Annotated in this window: 18 protein-coding genes; 11 read left to right on the forward strand and 7 right to left on the reverse strand. The window is 63.0% G+C overall.

Going from position 1 to position 17,550, the window contains the following annotated elements; translation table 11 throughout:
* Position 1: 1 nt before the first annotated feature.
* Both ACEN84_RS22150 and ACEN84_RS22155 read left to right on the forward strand, forming a co-directional pair.
* Complete coding sequence (locus ACEN84_RS22150) at positions 2 to 2,071, forward strand: hypothetical protein (protein ID WP_130277809.1); 2,070 nt, start codon at positions 2 to 4, stop codon at positions 2,069 to 2,071.
* A gap of 67 nt (positions 2,072 to 2,138) precedes the next feature.
* On the forward strand, positions 2,139 to 2,576 hold the full coding sequence (locus tag ACEN84_RS22155; RefSeq protein ID WP_413709924.1) for a GNAT family N-acetyltransferase: 438 nt from the start codon (positions 2,139 to 2,141) through the stop codon (positions 2,574 to 2,576).
* On the opposite strand, the gene ACEN84_RS22160 is transcribed toward ACEN84_RS22155, so the two are convergent.
* Both ACEN84_RS22160 and ACEN84_RS22165 read right to left on the reverse strand, forming a co-directional pair.
* Positions 2,558 to 3,871, reverse strand: a complete 1,314-nt coding sequence (locus ACEN84_RS22160) for an MFS transporter (RefSeq protein WP_413709925.1) — start codon at positions 3,869 to 3,871, stop codon at positions 2,558 to 2,560. The two genes, ACEN84_RS22155 and ACEN84_RS22160, sit on opposite strands and share 19 nt — an antisense overlap.
* Before the next feature lie 67 nt (positions 3,872 to 3,938).
* Positions 3,939 to 4,439, reverse strand: coding sequence for a GNAT family N-acetyltransferase (locus ACEN84_RS22165; protein WP_413709926.1), 501 nt, complete (start codon positions 4,437 to 4,439; stop codon positions 3,939 to 3,941).
* Positions 4,440 to 4,719: 280 nt separating this feature from the next.
* Here ACEN84_RS22165 and ACEN84_RS22170 point away from each other — a divergent pair, with 280 nt between their 5' ends.
* Entirely contained in the window at positions 4,720 to 5,709 is a 990-nt protein-coding gene (locus ACEN84_RS22170) for a glutathione S-transferase family protein (protein ID WP_199627149.1), read from the forward strand.
* Between the two features lie 3 nt (positions 5,710 to 5,712).
* On the opposite strand, the gene ACEN84_RS22175 is transcribed toward ACEN84_RS22170, so the two are convergent.
* A complete protein-coding gene (locus ACEN84_RS22175; protein WP_413709927.1) occupies positions 5,713 to 6,192 on the reverse strand; it encodes an NUDIX domain-containing protein in 480 nt (159 codons plus the stop codon).
* Between the two features lie 71 nt (positions 6,193 to 6,263).
* Between ACEN84_RS22175 and ACEN84_RS22180 the strand changes: the two genes are divergently transcribed.
* From ACEN84_RS22180 to ACEN84_RS22200, 5 genes are all read left to right on the forward strand, one after another.
* Positions 6,264 to 7,172: a metallophosphoesterase family protein gene (locus ACEN84_RS22180; RefSeq protein ID WP_112719369.1), complete on the forward strand. Its 909-nt coding sequence runs from the start codon at positions 6,264 to 6,266 to the stop codon at positions 7,170 to 7,172.
* Between the two features lie 133 nt (positions 7,173 to 7,305).
* A complete protein-coding gene (locus ACEN84_RS22185; RefSeq protein ID WP_130277803.1) occupies positions 7,306 to 7,866 on the forward strand; it encodes a tetratricopeptide repeat protein in 561 nt (186 codons plus the stop codon).
* A gap of 166 nt (positions 7,867 to 8,032) precedes the next feature.
* A complete protein-coding gene (locus ACEN84_RS22190) occupies positions 8,033 to 8,542 on the forward strand; it encodes an RNA polymerase sigma factor (RefSeq protein ID WP_112719371.1) in 510 nt (169 codons plus the stop codon).
* A 2-nt stretch (positions 8,543 to 8,544) separates the two neighbouring features.
* Entirely contained in the window at positions 8,545 to 9,390 is an 846-nt protein-coding gene (locus ACEN84_RS22195) for an anti-sigma factor family protein (RefSeq protein ID WP_413709928.1), read from the forward strand.
* Positions 9,391 to 9,454: 64 nt separating this feature from the next.
* Complete coding sequence (locus ACEN84_RS22200; RefSeq protein WP_413709929.1) at positions 9,455 to 10,099, forward strand: DUF3885 domain-containing protein; 645 nt, start codon at positions 9,455 to 9,457, stop codon at positions 10,097 to 10,099.
* A 54-nt stretch (positions 10,100 to 10,153) separates the two neighbouring features.
* On the opposite strand, the gene leuA is transcribed toward ACEN84_RS22200, so the two are convergent.
* The 3 genes from leuA to ACEN84_RS22215 form a co-directional block, all read right to left on the reverse strand.
* Positions 10,154 to 11,869 carry a 2-isopropylmalate synthase gene (leuA, locus tag ACEN84_RS22205; RefSeq protein ID WP_203428421.1) on the reverse strand — a complete coding sequence of 572 codons (1,716 nt, stop codon included), beginning with the start codon at positions 11,867 to 11,869 and terminating at the stop codon, positions 10,154 to 10,156.
* A gap of 340 nt (positions 11,870 to 12,209) precedes the next feature.
* Positions 12,210 to 13,394 carry a benzoate/H(+) symporter BenE family transporter gene (locus ACEN84_RS22210; RefSeq protein ID WP_413709930.1) on the reverse strand — a complete coding sequence of 395 codons (1,185 nt, stop codon included), beginning with the start codon at positions 13,392 to 13,394 and terminating at the stop codon, positions 12,210 to 12,212.
* Between the two features lie 94 nt (positions 13,395 to 13,488).
* Positions 13,489 to 14,562, reverse strand: a complete 1,074-nt coding sequence (locus ACEN84_RS22215) for a hypothetical protein (protein ID WP_413709931.1) — start codon at positions 14,560 to 14,562, stop codon at positions 13,489 to 13,491.
* A gap of 317 nt (positions 14,563 to 14,879) precedes the next feature.
* On the opposite strand from ACEN84_RS22215, the gene ACEN84_RS22220 reads away from it, so the two are divergent.
* A complete protein-coding gene (locus ACEN84_RS22220) occupies positions 14,880 to 15,113 on the forward strand; it encodes a hypothetical protein (protein ID WP_112719378.1) in 234 nt (77 codons plus the stop codon).
* 45 nt (positions 15,114 to 15,158) lie between these two features.
* On the opposite strand, the gene ACEN84_RS22225 is transcribed toward ACEN84_RS22220, so the two are convergent.
* On the reverse strand, positions 15,159 to 15,743 hold the full coding sequence (locus tag ACEN84_RS22225) for an ATP-dependent Clp protease proteolytic subunit (protein ID WP_112719379.1): 585 nt from the start codon (positions 15,741 to 15,743) through the stop codon (positions 15,159 to 15,161).
* Between the two features lie 160 nt (positions 15,744 to 15,903).
* Between ACEN84_RS22225 and ACEN84_RS22230 the strand changes: the two genes are divergently transcribed.
* Both ACEN84_RS22230 and ACEN84_RS22235 read left to right on the forward strand, forming a co-directional pair.
* Positions 15,904 to 16,623, forward strand: a complete 720-nt coding sequence (locus tag ACEN84_RS22230; RefSeq protein ID WP_413709932.1) for a hypothetical protein — start codon at positions 15,904 to 15,906, stop codon at positions 16,621 to 16,623.
* A gap of 99 nt (positions 16,624 to 16,722) precedes the next feature.
* Complete coding sequence (locus ACEN84_RS22235) at positions 16,723 to 17,517, forward strand: DUF2076 domain-containing protein (RefSeq protein WP_413709933.1); 795 nt, start codon at positions 16,723 to 16,725, stop codon at positions 17,515 to 17,517.
* Positions 17,518 to 17,550: the final 33 nt, after the last annotated feature.

The raw sequence follows: 17,550 nt of genomic DNA on the forward strand, positions 1-17,550 counted from the left end.
CATGACGCTGGATTTCGCACCCTTCATTCCCTGGCCGATCCTTGCTGCGCTCGCCGTCGTTGTCGCCATCGTCGCCGTCTTCGCCATATGGCGCGGCGTGCGTGGCGCCTGGATCCGCACGGTCGCCGCCATCGCCCTGCTCGCCGCGCTTGCCAATCCGCTGCTGATGCAGGAGGACCGCGAGCCGCTGTCGACTGTTGTCCCCGTCATCGTCGACCGCAGCCAGAGCCAGCAGACGCCCGAGCGCATCAAGATGACCGACGATGCGCTGGCTCAGCTGAAGGACCGGCTGTCGCGCTTCCCGAATATCGAGCCGCGCTATGTCGAGGCGACCGAGCCCGAAGACTCCGACGCCCCCTCAACCCGCCTCTTCAACGCTCTCTCCGCCGCCGTCGCCGACGTGCCGCCCGCCCGTATCGGCGGCGCGATCATGCTGACCGATGGCGAGGTTCACGACGTCCCCGGCGTCAATCAGGCGCTCGGCTTCGACGCGCCGATCCATGGCCTGATCACCGGCAAGCCGAACGAATTCGACCGCCGCATCGAGGTCATCAAGGCGCCACGCTTCGGCATCGTCAATGAAGAGCAGCAGCTCGTATTGCGCGTCTTCGACGACGGCCCGAGCCCGGGCGGTACGGCGACCGTCACCGTCAAGCTGAACGGCGACGAGATCGCCACGCTGCAGGCGACACCCGGCCAGGATACGCCCTTCTCCTTCCGCGTCCCGCGCGGCGGCAGCAATGTCCTGGAATTCGCGGTTGCGGCCCTGCCCGGCGAAGTGACGGAGGCCAATAACCGCGCCGTCCACGTCATCGACGGCATCCGCGAGAACCTGCGCGTCCTCCTCGTCTCCGGCGAGCCGCATGCGGGCGAGCGCGCCTGGCGCAATCTGTTGAAATCCGACGCCTCGGTCGATCTGGTGCATTTCACCATTCTGCGCCCGCCGGAAAAGCAGGACGGCACGCCGATCAACGAGCTGTCGCTGATCGCCTTCCCGACCCGCGAGCTCTTCGTCGACAAGATCAAGGACTTCGACCTGATCATCTTCGACCGCTACCAGCATCGCGGCGTGCTGCCGATCCTCTATTACGACTACATCGCCCAATATGTCGAAAACGGCGGTGCGCTCTTGATCGCCGCCGGCCCTGAACATGCCGGCCAGGATTCGATCGCGCTGACGCCGCTGCAATCGGTCCTGCCGGCCGCGCCCACCGGCCAGATGATCGAGAAGGCCTTCTATCCGCGCCTCTCCGACGAGGGCCGCAAGCATCCGGTCACCCGCGGCCTCGATGGCTCCGCCGACGAGCCGCCGCATTGGGGCCGCTGGTTCCGTTCTGTCGGTGTCGAGCAGCCGCAGGGCCAGACGGTCATGGTCGGTGCCGATAACAATCCGCTGCTGGTGCTGAACCGTGCCGGTCAGGGCCGCGTCGCCATGCTGCTCTCCGATCAGGGCTGGCTTTGGGCCCGCGGCTTCGAAGGCGGCGGCCCGCATGTCTCGCTTTATCGCCGCATCGCCCACTGGCTGATGAAGGAACCGGCGCTTGAGGAAGAGGCGCTGACCGCCCGCGCCCAGGGCCGCACGCTTGAGATCACCCGCCAGACGATCGGCGGCGATCCCGGCCCGGCCACCGTGCGCTACCCCTCCGGCAAGACCGAAGACCTGCCGCTCGCCCAGTCCGAGCCCGGCCTCTACAAGGCCGAGAAGAAGATGGACGAGATCGGCCTCTTCGAGATCCGCAACGGCGACCTCACCACCCTCGTCCATGTCGGCGCCGTCGATGCGCCGGAATTCAAGGCGATGGTCTCGACCACCGATGTGCTGAAGCCGATCACCGACAAGACCCGCGGCCTTGACGCCCGTGTTTCGGATGCCAATGGCGCGATCGAAGTGCCACCGGTTCTCCCCGTCCGCGGCCAGATCCGCGTCGCCGACAACGAGCGCATGCAGATCAAGCTCACCAACGAGACGGTTCTGAAGGGTATCAACACGCTGCCGCTCTTTGCCGGTTTCGCCGGTGTCGGCGTGCTGCTGCTCGCCTTCGGCGCCATGTGGTGGCGCGAAGGACGCTGAGCCATTTTGTCGAACTGACGACTCTGATATCGGCAGGCGATAGAGATCGCCGCCGAAAGGTTCAGCCATGGCCCCGCAGAAGCTGAAGGTCACCAAGGTTCTCTCCAAGAAGGACCGCAAGAAGATCGCCGACCCGCTGATCGCCTATAACGTAGCCCGCTTCGGCGAGAGCGGCCGCGAGAAACTGGCGATCCGCCTGCGCGGCGACGACGGCGAGATCAATGGCGGCCTCGTCGGTTATACGGCCCGCGACTGGCTCTATATCGAGATGCTCTTCATTCCCGAGGAGATGCGCGGCAAGGGTCTGGCCGGAACGCTGCTGCAGATGGCGGAAGACGAAGCCAAACGCCGCGGCTGCATTGGCGCCTTCATCGATACGATGAGCCCCGACGCCCTCGGCGTCTACCGGCGCTACGGTTATGAGACGATCGGCTCACTCGGCGAGTTTGCCGGCGGCCACACCTTCACCTGGCTGAAGAAGCGCTTTCAGCCAAGCGAGGCCTGACGCGTCTCCGCGTCGATGGCGAGCGCCGCAATGGCGGCAATGACCAGCAACCCGGCAAAGAGCCCGATCGCCACGCCGAGCCCCATCGACACCACAAAGGTCATCACCGACGGCGCCACCAGTCCGCCGAGACGAGCCATCGCACCCGCCGCCCCCATGCCGGTCGCGCGCGATCCGGTCGGGTAAAGCTCCGGCGTATAGGCGTAGAGCGCACCCCAGGTGCCGAGCAGCGCAAAGCTCATCAGCAGCAGCGAAGCGCCGATCAGCACGTCGTCAGGCGACAGCACGAACAGTAGGCAACCCGCCGCCGACAACAGGCAGAATCCGATCAGCGTCGGCCGCCTGCCCCAAGCCTCGACGCCATAGGCGGCGAGCGCATAGCCGGGGATCTGCGCCAGCGCCACGAAGACCAGGAAACCATAGCCGCGCACGAAGCCGAAGCCATCGCCCGCAAGCCGCGCCGGCATCCAGGTGAAGACGCCGTAATAGGAAACCGAGACGAGGAACCAGATCGCCAGGATCATCAGGCTGCGGCGGCGAAGCGGCGGCGAGAACACCCCCTCGGAATCCGCATGCGGCGCGGCGACGATCTCCTCGCCGGCGGCAAGCGGCGGCTTGCCGTGGGCTTCCAGCATCCGGTTGACGATTGCCTTGGCATCGGCCCCCCGGCCGGAACGCAGCAGATAAAGCGGCGATTCCGGCACGAAGAAGCGCAGCGCCACGCCGAGGATCGCCGGCACCGCCGTCACGGCGAAGATATAGCGCCAGGCATCGGCCACGCCCGCAACACTCGCCGCCCAGGCCGCGAGCGCCACGATCAGCGTTCCCACCGCCCAGAAGCCTTCGAGCATGACCAGCCAGCGCCCGCGGTTCCTCGATGGCAGGAATTCGGCCATCATCGCGTAGTCGACCGGCAGCGTGCCGCCGACCGCCATGCCGGTCAGGAAGCGCAGGATCAGCAAGCTGGTAAAATCGGGAGCAAAGATCGACAGCAGACCGAACAGCGCGTCGCAGGCGACGGTCAGGATCAGCACATAGCGCCGTCCCCAGCGATCGGCCAGCCGGCCGAACACCATGGCGCCGATCAGCATGCCCAGAAAGAAGAGCGTTCCCGTCTGCAGCGCCTGCGCCACCGTCAGCTGGAATGTCGCAGCGATCGATGCGGCGGTAAAACCGACGGCGAGCACCTGCATGGCATCGGCAGCCCAGACGAGACCGAATATGCCCATCAGCCGCTTTTGGAACGCCCCCGTTCCGGCGCGGTCGAGCGCCTCGTCCATGGAAATGCCGCTCATTCGCCGTCCCCCGTCACGCAGCCCTGGTGAGTCCCAAGGAAATCAGGGGTTTGATAGACGATAAGCTCTATTTACGCCAGCTAATTGAGCCCTTGAGACGCTGATGAGTGTCGTCGCTGACCGGCACGACGAGAACACGCGCCGGATCGACCGGACCCGGGAAGTTGAGCGCGTTGTGGGCGACCCGTTCGAACCCGAGTTGGCAGTAATAGGGCGGGTCGCCAACCAGAATGATCGCCTCAGACCCCCTGCGCTTGGCGGCTTCGACAGCGATCCGCACCAGTTCGCGCCCGATGCCCCGGCTTTTATGCGACGGCCGCACGGCGAGCGGCCCGAGCAGATGCGCCTTGACGCCCCCCGCCTGCACCGGCGTCATCCGCACCGAGGCGATGGTCTCGCCGTCGTCGGCGCAGATGAAGGAAAGCGAACGGTCATGCGGCCCCTGCTCGCGAATACGAGCGGCAGCGCGGGTATGGCGGCCCGGACCGAATGCTTCTTCGTTGATGAGTTCGATAGCGGCGTCGTGAGACGCATCCTCAGTGAGGTAGACCAGATCGTGCTTGTGCATGATGAGACAGAAACCGGATAGACAGACAGCATGGGTTCTCGAACACGCCCTTCAGGCGTTCGGGAGCTTCAGCGTCGTCGCAGGCTTCTGATTGCGTACATCAAATCGGGTTCCGCAGAAAAATGTGAAATGGCCGATAGCAGGAAAAATTTCCGCCGTCCAACGCAAAATGCGGCGGGGTGAAAATCGCTGTGACGCACTGTTCAATCTTTGCCCACTGCAAAGCGCGCGCGGCTGCGATATCTTTGCGTCAACGAGACCAATTCGAAGGAAACGCACAATGGGCATGCTGGTGGAAGGCGTCTGGCATGACGTCTGGTACGATACGAAGGAAAGCAAGGGGCACTTCAAGCGCGCTGCCTCGCAATTCCGCAACTGGGTGACGAAGGATGGCGAGGCCGGTCCTTCCGGCACCGGCGGCTTCAAGGCCGAGGCCGGGCGCTATCATCTCTATGTGTCGCTCGCCTGTCCCTGGGCGCACCGCACGCTGATCTTCCGCAAGCTCAAGAAGCTCGAAGACCTGATCTCCGTCTCCGTCGTCGATCCGCTGATGGTCGAGAACGGCTGGGAGTTCAAGATCAGCGACGGCGCCACCGGCGACCATCTGTTCGGCGCCAAGGCGCTCTGGGAAATCTACGTGAAGGCCGATCCGAACTATTCGGGCCGCGTCACCGTTCCCGTCCTCTGGGACAAGCAGACCGGCACGATCGTCAACAACGAATCGTCCGAAATCATCCGCATGTTCAACAGTGCCTTCGACCACCTGACCGGCTCGACGCAGGATTTCTATCCTGAAAACCTCGCTCCCGGGATCGATGAAATCAACGCGCTGGTCTACGACACCGTCAACAACGGCGTGTACAAGGCGGGCTTTGCGACGACGCAGGAAGCCTACGAGCAGAATGTCGTCAAGCTGTTCGGCACGCTGGATGCCCTGGAAGAGCGCCTCGGCAAGGGCCGCTATCTCCTTGGCGACCGGGTGACCGAAGCCGACTGGCGGCTGTTCACGACGCTGGTGCGCTTCGACCCCGTCTATGTCGGCCACTTCAAGTGCAACATCCGCCGCATCGACGACTACCCGAACCTGTCGGCCTACCTGCGCGATCTCTACCAGACGCCGGGCGTCAAGGAGACGGTGAACATGCGCCATATCAAGGAGCATTATTACCGCAGCCACAAGACGATCAACCCGACCGGCATCGTCCCCGTCGGCCCCGATCTCGATCTCGACCGGCCGCATGGCCGCGCCAAGCTGGCGGCTGCCGCCTGAGGATCACCAGTAATGAGCGGCGGGTTCCTCGCCGCTCAGCTCCCGGAGGCGGCGTTTCGTCGCCTCGGTCGTGCCCTCGGGCAATGCATCGAGCGCAAAGAAGCCGCTCTCGACGATCTCCGCATCCGGCTTGCGCGGCGCCGTCTGCTCGACATCGGCGCGGTAGAAGACCACGTGGTCGCGGCGGCTCGCCGACGTATTCAGATAGACCTGAAAGAGCTTCGGCTCGCCGATGATCCTCAGGTTCCCCTCTTCCCGCAGTTCCTTGACCAGCGCATCATGCGAGGTCTCCCGCCGCTCGATGCCGCCGCCCGGCATATGCCAGCCCGGCACATAGCTGTGTCGCACCAGGAAGACGCGGCCCAACGGATCGAAGCACGCAGCCCTCACGCCCATCGTCATTCCCCGCGTCGCGGCGAAATAGACGTGGACGACCCGCATCAGAATTTTCGATTGCCAGGACCTGATCTCGTTGCTCGCCATCGTTCCGTTTTCACTATTTCGTTCAAGCGGATGTGTTTGAATTGTAAATATCCTGGTCTATGTGTCGTAGCATGTTCAAGCTCGCGCATATCTCCGATATTCACCTCGGCCCACTTCCCCGTCTTTCGATCCGCGAGCTCTTCTCGAAGCGCATCACCGGCTTTGTGAACTGGCACCGCAACCGGCGCAAGCATCTTTTCGGCGGAACGCTCGACCTGCTTCTGGATGATATCCGCGCCCGCGAGGCCGATCATCTCGCCGTCACCGGCGACCTCGTCAATCTCGCAAGCGGCCTCGAGATCCGCTCGGCCGCCGCCTGGCTTCGCGAGCTCGGCGATCCCGAGGAAACCTCGATCGTCCCCGGCAATCACGACGCCTATGTGCCCGGTGCCTACGAGAAATCGATGCGCGCCTGGTACGACTACGTGCGCGGCGATCTGGCGCCGCCGCAATGGGAGGAAGACCGCCACATCTTTCCCTATCTGCGCATCCGCGGCAAAGTCGCGATCGTCGGCTGCTCGACGGCCGTCGCCACCCCGCCTTTTGCCGCCAGTGGCTTCTTCGGCCAGCGCCAGGCTCGCGAGGCGGTCAACATGCTGCGCGCCGCCGGTGAGGCCGGCCTCTTCCGCGTGGTGATGATCCACCATCCGCCGATCCGCGGCGCCACGTCTTTCCACAAGCGGATGATCGGCATCCGCCGCTTTGCCGCCGTCGTCACCAGCGGCGGCGCCGAGCTCGTGCTGCACGGTCACACGCATCTGAACACGCTCTACTGGCTGAAGGGCCAGACCGGCCCCGTGCCCGTCGTCGGCATCGCGTCCGCCTCACAGGGACCCGGCGGCATGAAGCCGCGCGCCGCCTACAATCTCTTCTCGATCGACGGCTCACCCGGCGCCTGGGAGCTGAAGGGCGAGCGCTTCAGCCTCAATGATCGCGGCGATGGCGTATCGCCCGAAAGCGTCGATATTTTCAAGCTTTAGCAGCAAGAGCGGAATCAGTTTCGCCGCTTGTTGAATCGCTTTCTGAGGATTTTGCCGATCCGGCGATCCTGCCCTTGGTATTTCCAAATCGAGGCGTACAATCCCGCCATCGACGCCGACCAGGGAGCCCGCCATGCGCATCGCCGCCAATCGTATCTGCCGCCTCACCCTCGCCTTCGGCCTTGCCGCCGCGCTTGCCGCACCGGCCTTCGCGGTCGGCGACGAGAGCGACGAAACCAAGCCGCCGCCGAAGACAGAGACGACGACCAAATGCGCCGACGGTAAGGTCTGGGACAAGCAGAAGAAGGAATGTGTCGACGCCAAGAAGCAGAGCTTCAACGACGACGAGCTCTACCAGTTCGCCCGCGAATTCGCCTATGCCGGCCAGTATGAGAATGCCATCAACATCCTCAACCTCGCCAGGAACCAGAACGATCCGCGCATCCTCAACTATCTCGGCTATTCCAACCGCAAGGCCGGCCGCTTCGAACTCGGTATGTCCTACTATCGCAAGGCGCTGCAGGCCGACGAGAATTATATTCTCGCCCGGTCATACATGGGCCAGGCTTTGGTGGAACAAGGAGACGTGCAGGGTGCCAAGGTTCAGCTCGTCGAGATTCGCGATCGCGGCGGTGAAAATACCTGGGCCTACCGCGCTCTGCTGCAAAGCCTGAACGGTTACCGGACCTATTGAAAACAACTGAACGTGATGAGCGGCAGAAAACCTTTGGGAAACTGCCGCTTAGCCGCTGTTCCTGTTGCGGAGCGCGTCAAACTTGTTTCATAAAGGTCACATACGCGATATAAAAATACGACCCGCACCGGATGCTTCGCTCCGGACATGTTCATGAAATGAGATTATGCGTCAGCCCGTAACGACCATCGACATCAGACGCGACCTTGTAGGCCTGCTGCCTCGGTTGCGCCGCTTTGCGATTGCGCTGACGGGCGATACGGCGAGCGCCGACGAACTGGTCCAGACCGTCTGCCAGCGCGCCGTCGCCAAGAGCCATCAGTGGAACGGCGAAGGCCGCCTGGAAAGCTGGGTCTACACCCTCGCCCGCCAGCTGTGGAACGAGGACGGCCGCAAGCGGCGCGCCCGCACGGCAGCCCCCAAGGGCAACGTCACCGATATCCGTGAAGCCGCCCGCGAGCGGGCCACGGTCACCGATACCGATCTCATCCACCGCATGCTGGCAGAGATGCCGGAAGGCCTGGCGAGCATCTTCCTGCTGACCGTGGTCGAAGGCCACAGCTACGAGCAGACCGCCGATATCATGGGCATTCCGGCAACCGGCGTTTCGGCGCAGCTTGCCGCCGCCAGGCTGCATTTCGCCAGCCTCGCAGACGATTTTCACCACAGGTACTGACCTTGCCGGATTTCAAGAAACTGCCGCTCGATGCCCAGCTGACTGCCCTCCTCGACGGCGAGACGACGCCGGAGGAGAAGCATGAGCTGGAAGAGCGCATCGCCAGTGACGAAGGCGCCCGCAGGCTTTACGACAAGCTGCGTCACGGCGCCGATTTCGGCCGCCGCCGCCTCGACGACGTGCTGAAGGAGCCCGTGCCGCTGGCGCTCGTACGCTCGATCAAGAGCGTGCAGCCACCGAAGGCGCCCCTCGCCCCGCGCGCCACCCGTCCGGCCCTCAAGTTCGCGCCGTCAGGGCGCAAGTCGCTGGCCGCCGCCATTCTCCTGTTCGTTGCCGGTTGCGGCATCGGCTATCTGGTCGGCATCGGCCCCGGCGATCCGACACCCTCGGACGACCAGCACATTGCCGACGACAGCGGCCGCAGCAAGGATTGGCTGGCCGATATCGCCGGCTACCAGCGCATGATCATCCGCCAGCCCCGCCATCTGGTCGAAGTGCCGGCGTCGCAGGCCGAAGAGATTTCCAGCTGGCTCACCTCGACGGTCGGCGTCGCCTTCCGCGTTCCCGATCTCAGCAATGACGGCTGGACCTTCCAGGGCGCCCGCGTCGTGCTCGGCGACGGCAAGCCAACCGGGCAGCTCGTCTATTCCAGCGCCGATGGCGACCTGATCACCATCTACTTCCGCAAAGACACGCAGCAGCCGGAAACCGAAGATTTCAAGGAAACGATCAAGGACGAGATCGGCCTGGTGACCTGGCACAATGCCGGCACCGCCTACGTCCTGGTCGGCCCATCGGCCGAAGCATCGCTCAGCCAGATCGCCATGGAAATCGCAGCCACGATCTAGATTCGCGTCGCCTGGCCCAAACGATCAGTAAGACCCTTCCGTAAAACATCGACGGGGCGCGCTTATGAACTCAAGCCTTGGCCTGCCGACCGAGCGCATCTCCCGAGTGTTTGGCTGGAGAGAATTTCCGCACGCGCTGTTTTATCAGGCACAATTCGCATTGCGTTTTGAACTGGCCGAAGGCATTCGGGAAGAACCGCTCTGTTTCCTGCAGGCGATCGATCGCGCCCGCGAGCTGGCCAATGCCGCATTTGCGGACTCGGAGAAGCTCACCGCTGTCGTCAGCTACTACGAGGGCGAGCGGCGAACATCGAAGTCGACGGCCTCATTTCGAACGCTCAGAGAAATGGGCTTCAAGGCTGATTTTGGCCCCGCCGAAAAAGGCAGCCCCGACGATGAACAGAGCGACCGATACCGATACTGGCATGTCGCAGACTTTCGAAACGAACCGGGCCTGATCGACATTCTTCTTTGGGCAAGCATCGCGAGAGAGTTGCCCGTATCGCCCAAACCTCGATCATTGACCGAGATCTATATCGTCGACTTAGAACGCGGCATTGCAATGCTGGCCTACGATGATCGGGGGGCGGATATTATCGCCATCGACCGCGCGCCCTTGCAGGCTCTCTACGAGCGATACGGCCATTGGCTGCTGGAGTACGACCGCTTAAAAATCGACGCGACTTTCTCGCAGGCTTTTTTAAGCTGACGGTCTTAGACATCAAGGGCGCAGCGGATCTCTCCGCCGCGCCCTTTGCTTTGTTCAGTGCTTTCCGGCCTTCACTTCGAGCACGCGGTTTGCCGCCGAGACGATCGCTTCGAGCGAGGCGCCGACGATATTGGTGCTGATACCGGCGCCAAACAGCTTGCCGCCCGGATAGGCCGTCTCGACATAGGAGATCGCGGCGGCGTTCGAGCCGTTCTGCAGCGAGTGCTCGGAATAGTCCTGCACCGACATTTCGATGCCGAGATAGGCCGAGAGCGCGTTGATGAAGCCGTCGATCGGGCCGTTGCCGTGGCCTTCGATATGCTTGGTCACGCCATTGTCAGTGATCTCGGCCGCCACGACGCGCACGCCCTTGCGGTCGATATGCGCGAAAGTGTGGTGATCGACGAACTTGATGCGGCCGGTCGGCTGCGTCACGTAGCGCTCGATGAAGCGCTCGTAGATGCGCTTCGAGGGAAGTTCCTTGCCTTCTTCATCGGTGATCCGCTGGATGTCTTCGCGGAACTCGACCTGCAGGTTACGCGGCAGGTTGATGCCGTAGTCCTGCTGCAGGATGTAGGCGATACCGCCCTTGCCCGACTGCGAGTTGATGCGGATGATCGCCTCGTAGGAACGGCCGACATCCTGCGGGTCGATCGGCAGATACGGCACTTCCCAGACCGGGTGATTGGCAACCTTGATCGCCTTCATGCCCTTGTTGATCGCATCCTGGTGCGAGCCGGAGAAGGCCGTGTAGACCAGTTCGCCGACGTAGGGATGACGCTCGCCGATCGGCATCTGGTTCGAATATTCGAAGACGTCCTTCATGCGCACGATATCCGAGCAGTCGAGCTCGGGATCGATGCCCTGCGTGAACATGTTCAGCGCCATCGTCACGACGTCGACATTGCCGGTGCGCTCGCCATTGCCGAACAGCGTGCCTTCGACACGGTCTGCGCCGGCCAGCAACGCCAGCTCGGCAGCGGCGATACCGGTGCCGCGGTCGTTATGTGGATGCAGCGAGATGATCAGGTTCTCGCGGTTGTCGAGGTTGCGGCACATCCATTCGATCTGGTCGGCATAGATGTTCGGCGTCGCCATCTCGACGGTCGACGGCAGGTTGATGATCAGCTTGTTGTCAGGCGTCGGCTTCATCTCGGCGATGACGGCGTTGCAGATTTCCAGCGCCACGTCGAGCTCGGTGCCGGTGAAGCTCTCCGGCGAATATTCGAAGCGGTAGCCGCCACCGGCCTTGGCCGCCATGTCGGAAATCATCTTGGCGGCATCGACGGCGATCTGCTTGATGCCGTGGACATCCTTGGCAAACACCACGCGGCGCTGCAGCTCGCTGGTGGAATTGTAGAAATGCACGATCGGCCTGTTGGCGCCCTGCAGCGCCTCGAAGGTGCGGGTGATCAATTCGGGGCGGCACTGGACGAGAACCTGCAGCGACACGTCGTCAGGCACATTGCCCTCTTCGACGCACCAGCGGGCAAAGTCGAAGTCGGTCTGCGAGGCTGAGGGGAAACCGATCTCGATTTCCTTGAAGCCCATGTCCAGCAACAGCTGGAACATGCGGGCCTTGCGGTCGTGGCCCATCGGGTCGACCAGCGCCTGATTGCCGTCGCGCAAGTCGACGGAGCACCAGATCGGCGCCTTGGTGAGCGTCTTCGTCGGCCAGGTACGATCGGGAATATTCACCTGCGGATAGGGGCGATACTTCACGCCGGCCGACTGCATGCCTTTTGCGGGAGTTTGAGTCTTAGAGTCCATCGTCTTCTCTCCTCAGCCCGGCAATTTGCGTCTTAGACCATCACGAATGGATTGGCGACAGCAACCGCGGACCTCATTTCGGTCAATCTTAGTTCTTTGGGATTAGTCGCGAGGAGCGTTGGCCTGCGGGGCTTTTCGGCCGCCGGGCGCTCCTCAACGGACCCGGCAACCGCGCGTAAGGCCGAGGAGAAGAAGCGAGGTGAGCGCGCGCGTATTGTCGCGCAGGGCGATACGCCCGCGTGCAATCGTGCCAGAAATCATTGCGCCTGTCGTCTTCATGCTCGGGCTTATATCCGCGGGACCAAAAACTGGCAACCCCCTCTCCAATGCTTTCCGGCTTCTATCGCTTCGACGCCTTAACCAGTTGCTGCAGCGCCATCATCAATCCACCGGCAAGCAGCCCCCAGAAGGCGCCGGAAATGCCGCCGAAGGAAACGCCCGACGCCGTGACCAGGAAGGTGATCGCCGCCGCTTCCCGCGTCTCGGGCGCCTGGAAGGCAGACATGGCCGAGCTCGAGAAGGCCCCGACCAGCGCCAGACCGGCCACAGCCTGGATCAGGATCGGCGGCGCCAGCGCCACCGCGGTCGTCACGGCACCCGCGAGCGGCCCGAGGATGAGGTAGCAGATGCCGCAGACCAGCACCGCCCAGTAGCGCCGCGCTGGATCCGGATGCGCATCCGGCCCGGCGCACATCGCCGCCGTGATCGCCGCCAGATTGACCGCATGGCCGCCGAACGGCGCCGCGAACAGCGAAAACACGCCTGATACTGCAAACAGCGGCCCGGGCTTCGGCTCATAGCCATTGACCTTCATGACCGCGATGCCGGGAATGTTCTGCGACGCCATGGTGACGATGAACAGCGGCAGCGCGATCGAAATGAAGGCCGGGAGATTGAAGACGGGCGTGACGAACTCGACGGTCGGCAGCAGCGCCCGGCCGACGGCCGCCCCTGCCCCGTCGGGAATATCGACGCCGAAGGCCACCACCAGCCCGAAGGCGGCAAGTGCCGCCGGCACCGCCAGGAGCCGCTTGAAGGCGCCGACCACCATCCAGGTCAGCACGATCGGCAGCCCGAGCCATGGATTGAAACCCACAGCCTTCACCGGCGCAAAGCAGAGCCCGATCAGCACGCCCGAAAGCATCGCATTGGCAAGCGGCGCCGGAATGGCGGCTACTGCCCGGCCGAGCGGCTTGAACAGGCCGGCAACGACGATCAGCAGCGCGCAGACGATAAAGGCGCCGACAGCCGCATTGAAGCCGCCCTCGACGATCCCGGTGCTGGCGAGCAATGCCGCCCCCGGCGTCGACCAGGCCATGCTGACCGGCAGCCGCGTCGTGAAGCTGAGCACGATGGCGCAGATCCCAAGCCCGAGCGACAGCGCCATCAATCCCGAAGCCGCCTGCGCCTCTGTGGCGCCGACCGCCTGCAACCCGTGCAACACGACGGCAAACGAACTGGCAAAGCCCGCGAAAGCCGCGAGCACGCCCATGAACAGGCTTTGAACGGAGAAATCTTTGAGCATCGCGGGACTCGGGGGGCGTGAAACGAATACCGCATGGAGCATGGAGAACGGGCCGCAGGCAAGTGCATGCGGCCCGGCAGCCGTTCGCCCACCGCTATCTGGTCGCGAATGACGGAAGCGGCTTGTCCTTGCTCTCCTTGAACCGCGCGATGAGCGCAGCCTGGGCTTCAAGATCGACGGGCTGCTCGATCTGCTGCGACGAGCCATCGGCGAAGCTGATAGTGGCGGTCTTGTACAAGCCCTGGATCGTCACGCTGTCATCCGGATGACCGTCGAAGGATATAACGGTTTTGCCATCCTTGTGCTCGACGCGCATCTTGTCGGCGCTCAGTCCTTTCCCGAACTCGATGCTGGCGCTGCCTACCGCCCAAACAGTGTCTTGGCCATCACCGGCGGCAAACCGCACTGTTGCATCACCTCCAACGGCAATCGTATCATTTCCTTTGCCGCCGACAGCGACACTGCCGGAATGAACTACAATCGTGTCGTCCCCCAAGCCACCATCGACGTAGCTGTCCGACCACGCGTCGATTACATCGTCGCCCTCCCCGCCATCGACGCGTCCGTCGGAGAAAACACTGATGACGTCATTGCCATTTCCGCCGCTGACGGTTCCGGACACCGCCCGGATATCATCATTGCCATCACCACCATCGACATAGCTGCCACCACCTCCTGCTTCGATCATGTCGTCACCCGCGCCACCGGAGACGCGGCTGTCGGCCCACGCCTTGATGGTGTCGTTGCCAGCACCGCCGTCGATCTCGCTGCCGCACCAGGCATCGATCTCGTCATTGCCCTCGCCACCGTAGATGACGCTGTCCGACCAGGCGCCGATCGTGTCGTCACCGGCGCCGCCATCGACGAAGCTCTTCTCTCCGACGGTCACCGTGTCGTCGCCTGCCCCAGCATCGACGACGCTATTGGCTGCGGCCGAAATCGAGTCATCCGTCGCCCCGCCGATCAGGATGCGGATCGCGGTCGCCTGCCAGCGATCCGCCGCATTGCGAAGGTCTGCCGATGTCACCTTGGTTTCGTCTGCGGATTTGGCACTCGACGATCCAGTCGCTGCTGAGTGCATCTTGTCGAAGTCCGGCGGCTGTGGAACCCTGTCCGGCATGCGCCACAGAAGCGCGAAACCTGTCGTAACACTGCTCGTATTCGTCATGGAATCTTCCCCCGAAAATTCGTCTGCCGGTGACCGGCCCAAAACCTCACGCTGAAAATGCATACACGGGCAATACGGCAATCATGCCGCGCCAATCATGCGCAAAACTTGCGCTCAGGTTGCGCAATCAGGGATGGAATGTGGTGTGGGATTGGTTTTGCCACAGCCGGATGCGCGGCCATCCCCCGCAGAGGCGATTTGGCGTTTGCCGACAACGAACACGCCCGGTCGAGCAAGGATGTGGCAAATGCTTGCTATGCGAGCAAAAAAGCCTAATTTAGTTGCGGTGGGAAGAACACAAAAATCCAGGTGAATGAATGTCGGACGATCCCGATGATATCAGCAGAGCAGCAGTGGGCCTTTCTTCGGCCGCCATTCTCGCATCGCTGATCAAGACTTTGAACGAAAAGAAACTCATTTCGGACGACGAGGAGAACGCCGTCTACGATGCAGCGATCGCGCTGCTCGGCGACAATGCCGGAGATGACGAGGAAGGCATCTTCGAGCTGGCGCAGGAAATCATCGAAGAGCGCTGGAAGCCGGCGAACTGACCGCCGGGCGGAAAGGAAAACGGGGCGCGAACGCCCCGTTGAAAATCAGATCTCGCTCTGCGAGGTGATGATGCGCGACACCAGGCCGTAATCCTTGGCCTCTTCGGCCGAGAGCCAGTAGTCGCGATCCGTATCCTTGGCGATCTTGTCGACCGGCTGGCCGGTGGCGACGGAGAAGATCTTGTTCAGGCGCTCGTTCATCTTGATGATTTCGCGAGCCTGGATCTCGATATCGGATGCCATGCCGCGCGTGCCGCCGGAGGGCTGGTGCAGCAGGAAGCGGGTGTTCGGCAGGCAAAGGCGCTGTTCCTTCGGAGCCGCGACATAGATGAGCGCGCCGGCCGAAGCGACCCAGCCCGTACCGATCATCCAGACCTTCGGCTTGATGAACTTGATCATGTCGTGGATCGAATCGCCCGACTCGACGTGGCCGCCAGGCGAGCTCACGTAGATGCGGATGTCTTCGTCGCTGGCTGCGGCAAGCGCCACGAGCTGCGAGCAGACCTTCTGGCCGAGTTCCATGGTGATCGGGCCGTAGATGAAGATCGAACGCGATTTGAAGAGGTTAGCCTCTGCGTCTTTCCCCAAAGACAGTTCCTTGGTCTTGTCTTCTTGTTCTTCGTCGTTCATTCGAACCTCTCTCAGCTTCATTCGGGTTTCCCGGACATAGTGTGACTCAATGCGTAAAACAATGCGGGAAAAAGACAAGCCACGGAACGGGTGAAGATATTCTTATGACAAACGCCGGATCTGTCAGCATTATGCTGCTATCCCCAGGCGGGAGGAAAAGATGACATCGCTTTTGCTTCATCGGGCGGTCAAAAACAACGCGCTCTGGTGCGACGCCGTCTGCGCCGCGCAGGGTCAGCGCGGCGAGTTCACCCGCACCCTCTGGCTCCACCGCCAGGGCACCCCGCCCTTCTATCCCGACGCCATCACGCTGACCGGTGCCGAGAGTGCGGCCGAACAGGAAGAGGCGGTCGCCGTGCTCACTCGCTCGCGGTCCGGCGGCTGGGGCATCAAGGACAGCTATTGCACCCTCGATCTGGCGCCGCAGGGTTTCCGCGTGCTGTTCGAGGCCGAGTGGATTGGTCTCGACGCCGATGACGATTTCGATGAGGAGGACGGCAGCCTGACGTGGAGGCGGATCGAAACCGCCGAGGAGCTCGCCGACTGGGAGAAAGCCTGGGCAGGCGGTGAAACTCAGGCAGCGCCCGTCTTCGGCGAACCGCTGCTCCACGCCCCGCAGATTGCCTTCCTCGCCGCCTATTCCGGCAAGGTGCTGCAGGGCGGCGCCATCCTCAATCATCAGGCCGATGTCACCGGTCATTCCAATGTCTTTGCCATCAGGGGAAAGCATGGCCCCGTCCGCGCGGGGCTGGTGCGCGAGGCGCGGCGGCTTTTCCCCGGCGAGCCGATCGTCGGCTATGAGAGCGGCGACGATCTCGAGAACGCGCTGGCATCGGGCTTTACGGCGCTCGGCTCCCTGCGCATCTGGGCACGCGACTAGCTTACCGAAATGTAAGTTGCCAAGGCTTTGAAAAGCCTGAATCGCTTCCTACCTCATCCTCACGCCGGCGCGAATGCCACAGGAGCAAGGGAGACAGTCATGTCACCGGAAGAACGCCAACTGCTGACCATCCTTTTTGACCGGGTACGCACCGCATCCGCCACGCCGCGCGACCGCGATGCCGAAGCCCTCATCGAACAGGGCGTGCGCGAACAGCCCTACACGACCTACTACCTCGCCCAGGCCGTCATCGTGCAGGAAAAGGGCCTGGAGGCCGCCTCGAAACATATCCAGGAACTCGAAGAGCGCGTCCGCCAGTTGGAAGCCGGCGAGAGCGAGCACCGCCAGGCCGAACAGGGCGGCGGCTTCCTGAGCTCGATCTTCGGCAGCGGCCAGACCCAGCAGGCCGCCCAGCCCTCCGGCCCCTGGGGTAACGCACCGCGCCAAAGCTATCAGGACCGCGACTATGACGACAACGTCCGCCCGATGCGCCCGCAACAGCAGCAGCCGTCCGGCCCGTGGAACCCGCAGCCGTCAGGCCCATCCGCAGGCGGCAGCTTCCTGCGTGGCGCGCTCGGCACGGCGGCAGGCGTGGCAGGCGGCGTGCTGCTTGCCAATTCGCTGAGCGGCATTTTCGGAAATCACATGTCCTCGCTCGGCTGGGGCTCGCCCTTCGGCGCCAGCCCGTTCGGCAATACGCCGGCACCGACGGAAGAAACCGTCATCAACAATTACTACGGCGACCAGAACCCGCAGAACGATACGGCGGCGGACCGCGATGACGACAAACACGATAACGGCAGCATTCAGCAGGCCGATTACAGCAACGACGACGACGATAACGATTATGACGACGGAAACGACCAGTCCGGCGACGGCAGCTTCGACGTTTAACTGCCAATAAAAAAGCGAGGGCGTCACCGCCCT

The sequence above is a fragment of the Rhizobium sp. Rhizsp82 genome (assembly GCF_047325115.1).
Classification (GTDB): Bacteria; Pseudomonadota; Alphaproteobacteria; order Rhizobiales; family Rhizobiaceae; genus Rhizobium.

What these genes read in the sequence shown, in the direction of transcription:
- ACEN84_RS22220 (WP_112719378.1), top strand. Translation starts at nt 14,880, where the DNA reads ATGTCGGACGATCCCGATGATATCAGCAGAGCAGCAGTGGGCCTTTCT.
- ACEN84_RS22215 (WP_413709931.1), bottom strand. Translation starts at nt 14,562, where the DNA reads ATGACGAATACGAGCAGTGTTACGACAGGTTTCGCGCTTCTGTGGCGC.
- ACEN84_RS22150 (WP_130277809.1), top strand. Translation starts at nt 2, where the DNA reads ATGACGCTGGATTTCGCACCCTTCATTCCCTGGCCGATCCTTGCTGCG.
- ACEN84_RS22225 (WP_112719379.1), bottom strand. Translation starts at nt 15,743, where the DNA reads ATGAACGACGAAGAACAAGAAGACAAGACCAAGGAACTGTCTTTGGGG.
- ACEN84_RS22180 (WP_112719369.1), top strand. Translation starts at nt 6,264, where the DNA reads ATGTTCAAGCTCGCGCATATCTCCGATATTCACCTCGGCCCACTTCCC.
- ACEN84_RS22165 (WP_413709926.1), bottom strand. Translation starts at nt 4,439, where the DNA reads ATGCACAAGCACGATCTGGTCTACCTCACTGAGGATGCGTCTCACGAC.
- ACEN84_RS22170 (WP_199627149.1), top strand. Translation starts at nt 4,720, where the DNA reads ATGGGCATGCTGGTGGAAGGCGTCTGGCATGACGTCTGGTACGATACG.
- ACEN84_RS22155 (WP_413709924.1), top strand. Translation starts at nt 2,139, where the DNA reads ATGGCCCCGCAGAAGCTGAAGGTCACCAAGGTTCTCTCCAAGAAGGAC.
- ACEN84_RS22200 (WP_413709929.1), top strand. Translation starts at nt 9,455, where the DNA reads ATGAACTCAAGCCTTGGCCTGCCGACCGAGCGCATCTCCCGAGTGTTT.
- ACEN84_RS22230 (WP_413709932.1), top strand. Translation starts at nt 15,904, where the DNA reads ATGACATCGCTTTTGCTTCATCGGGCGGTCAAAAACAACGCGCTCTGG.
- ACEN84_RS22160 (WP_413709925.1), bottom strand. Translation starts at nt 3,871, where the DNA reads ATGAGCGGCATTTCCATGGACGAGGCGCTCGACCGCGCCGGAACGGGG.
- ACEN84_RS22185 (WP_130277803.1), top strand. Translation starts at nt 7,306, where the DNA reads ATGCGCATCGCCGCCAATCGTATCTGCCGCCTCACCCTCGCCTTCGGC.
- leuA (WP_203428421.1), bottom strand. Translation starts at nt 11,869, where the DNA reads ATGGACTCTAAGACTCAAACTCCCGCAAAAGGCATGCAGTCGGCCGGC.
- ACEN84_RS22210 (WP_413709930.1), bottom strand. Translation starts at nt 13,394, where the DNA reads ATGCTCAAAGATTTCTCCGTTCAAAGCCTGTTCATGGGCGTGCTCGCG.
- ACEN84_RS22190 (WP_112719371.1), top strand. Translation starts at nt 8,033, where the DNA reads ATGCGTCAGCCCGTAACGACCATCGACATCAGACGCGACCTTGTAGGC.
- ACEN84_RS22235 (WP_413709933.1), top strand. Translation starts at nt 16,723, where the DNA reads ATGTCACCGGAAGAACGCCAACTGCTGACCATCCTTTTTGACCGGGTA.
- ACEN84_RS22175 (WP_413709927.1), bottom strand. Translation starts at nt 6,192, where the DNA reads ATGGCGAGCAACGAGATCAGGTCCTGGCAATCGAAAATTCTGATGCGG.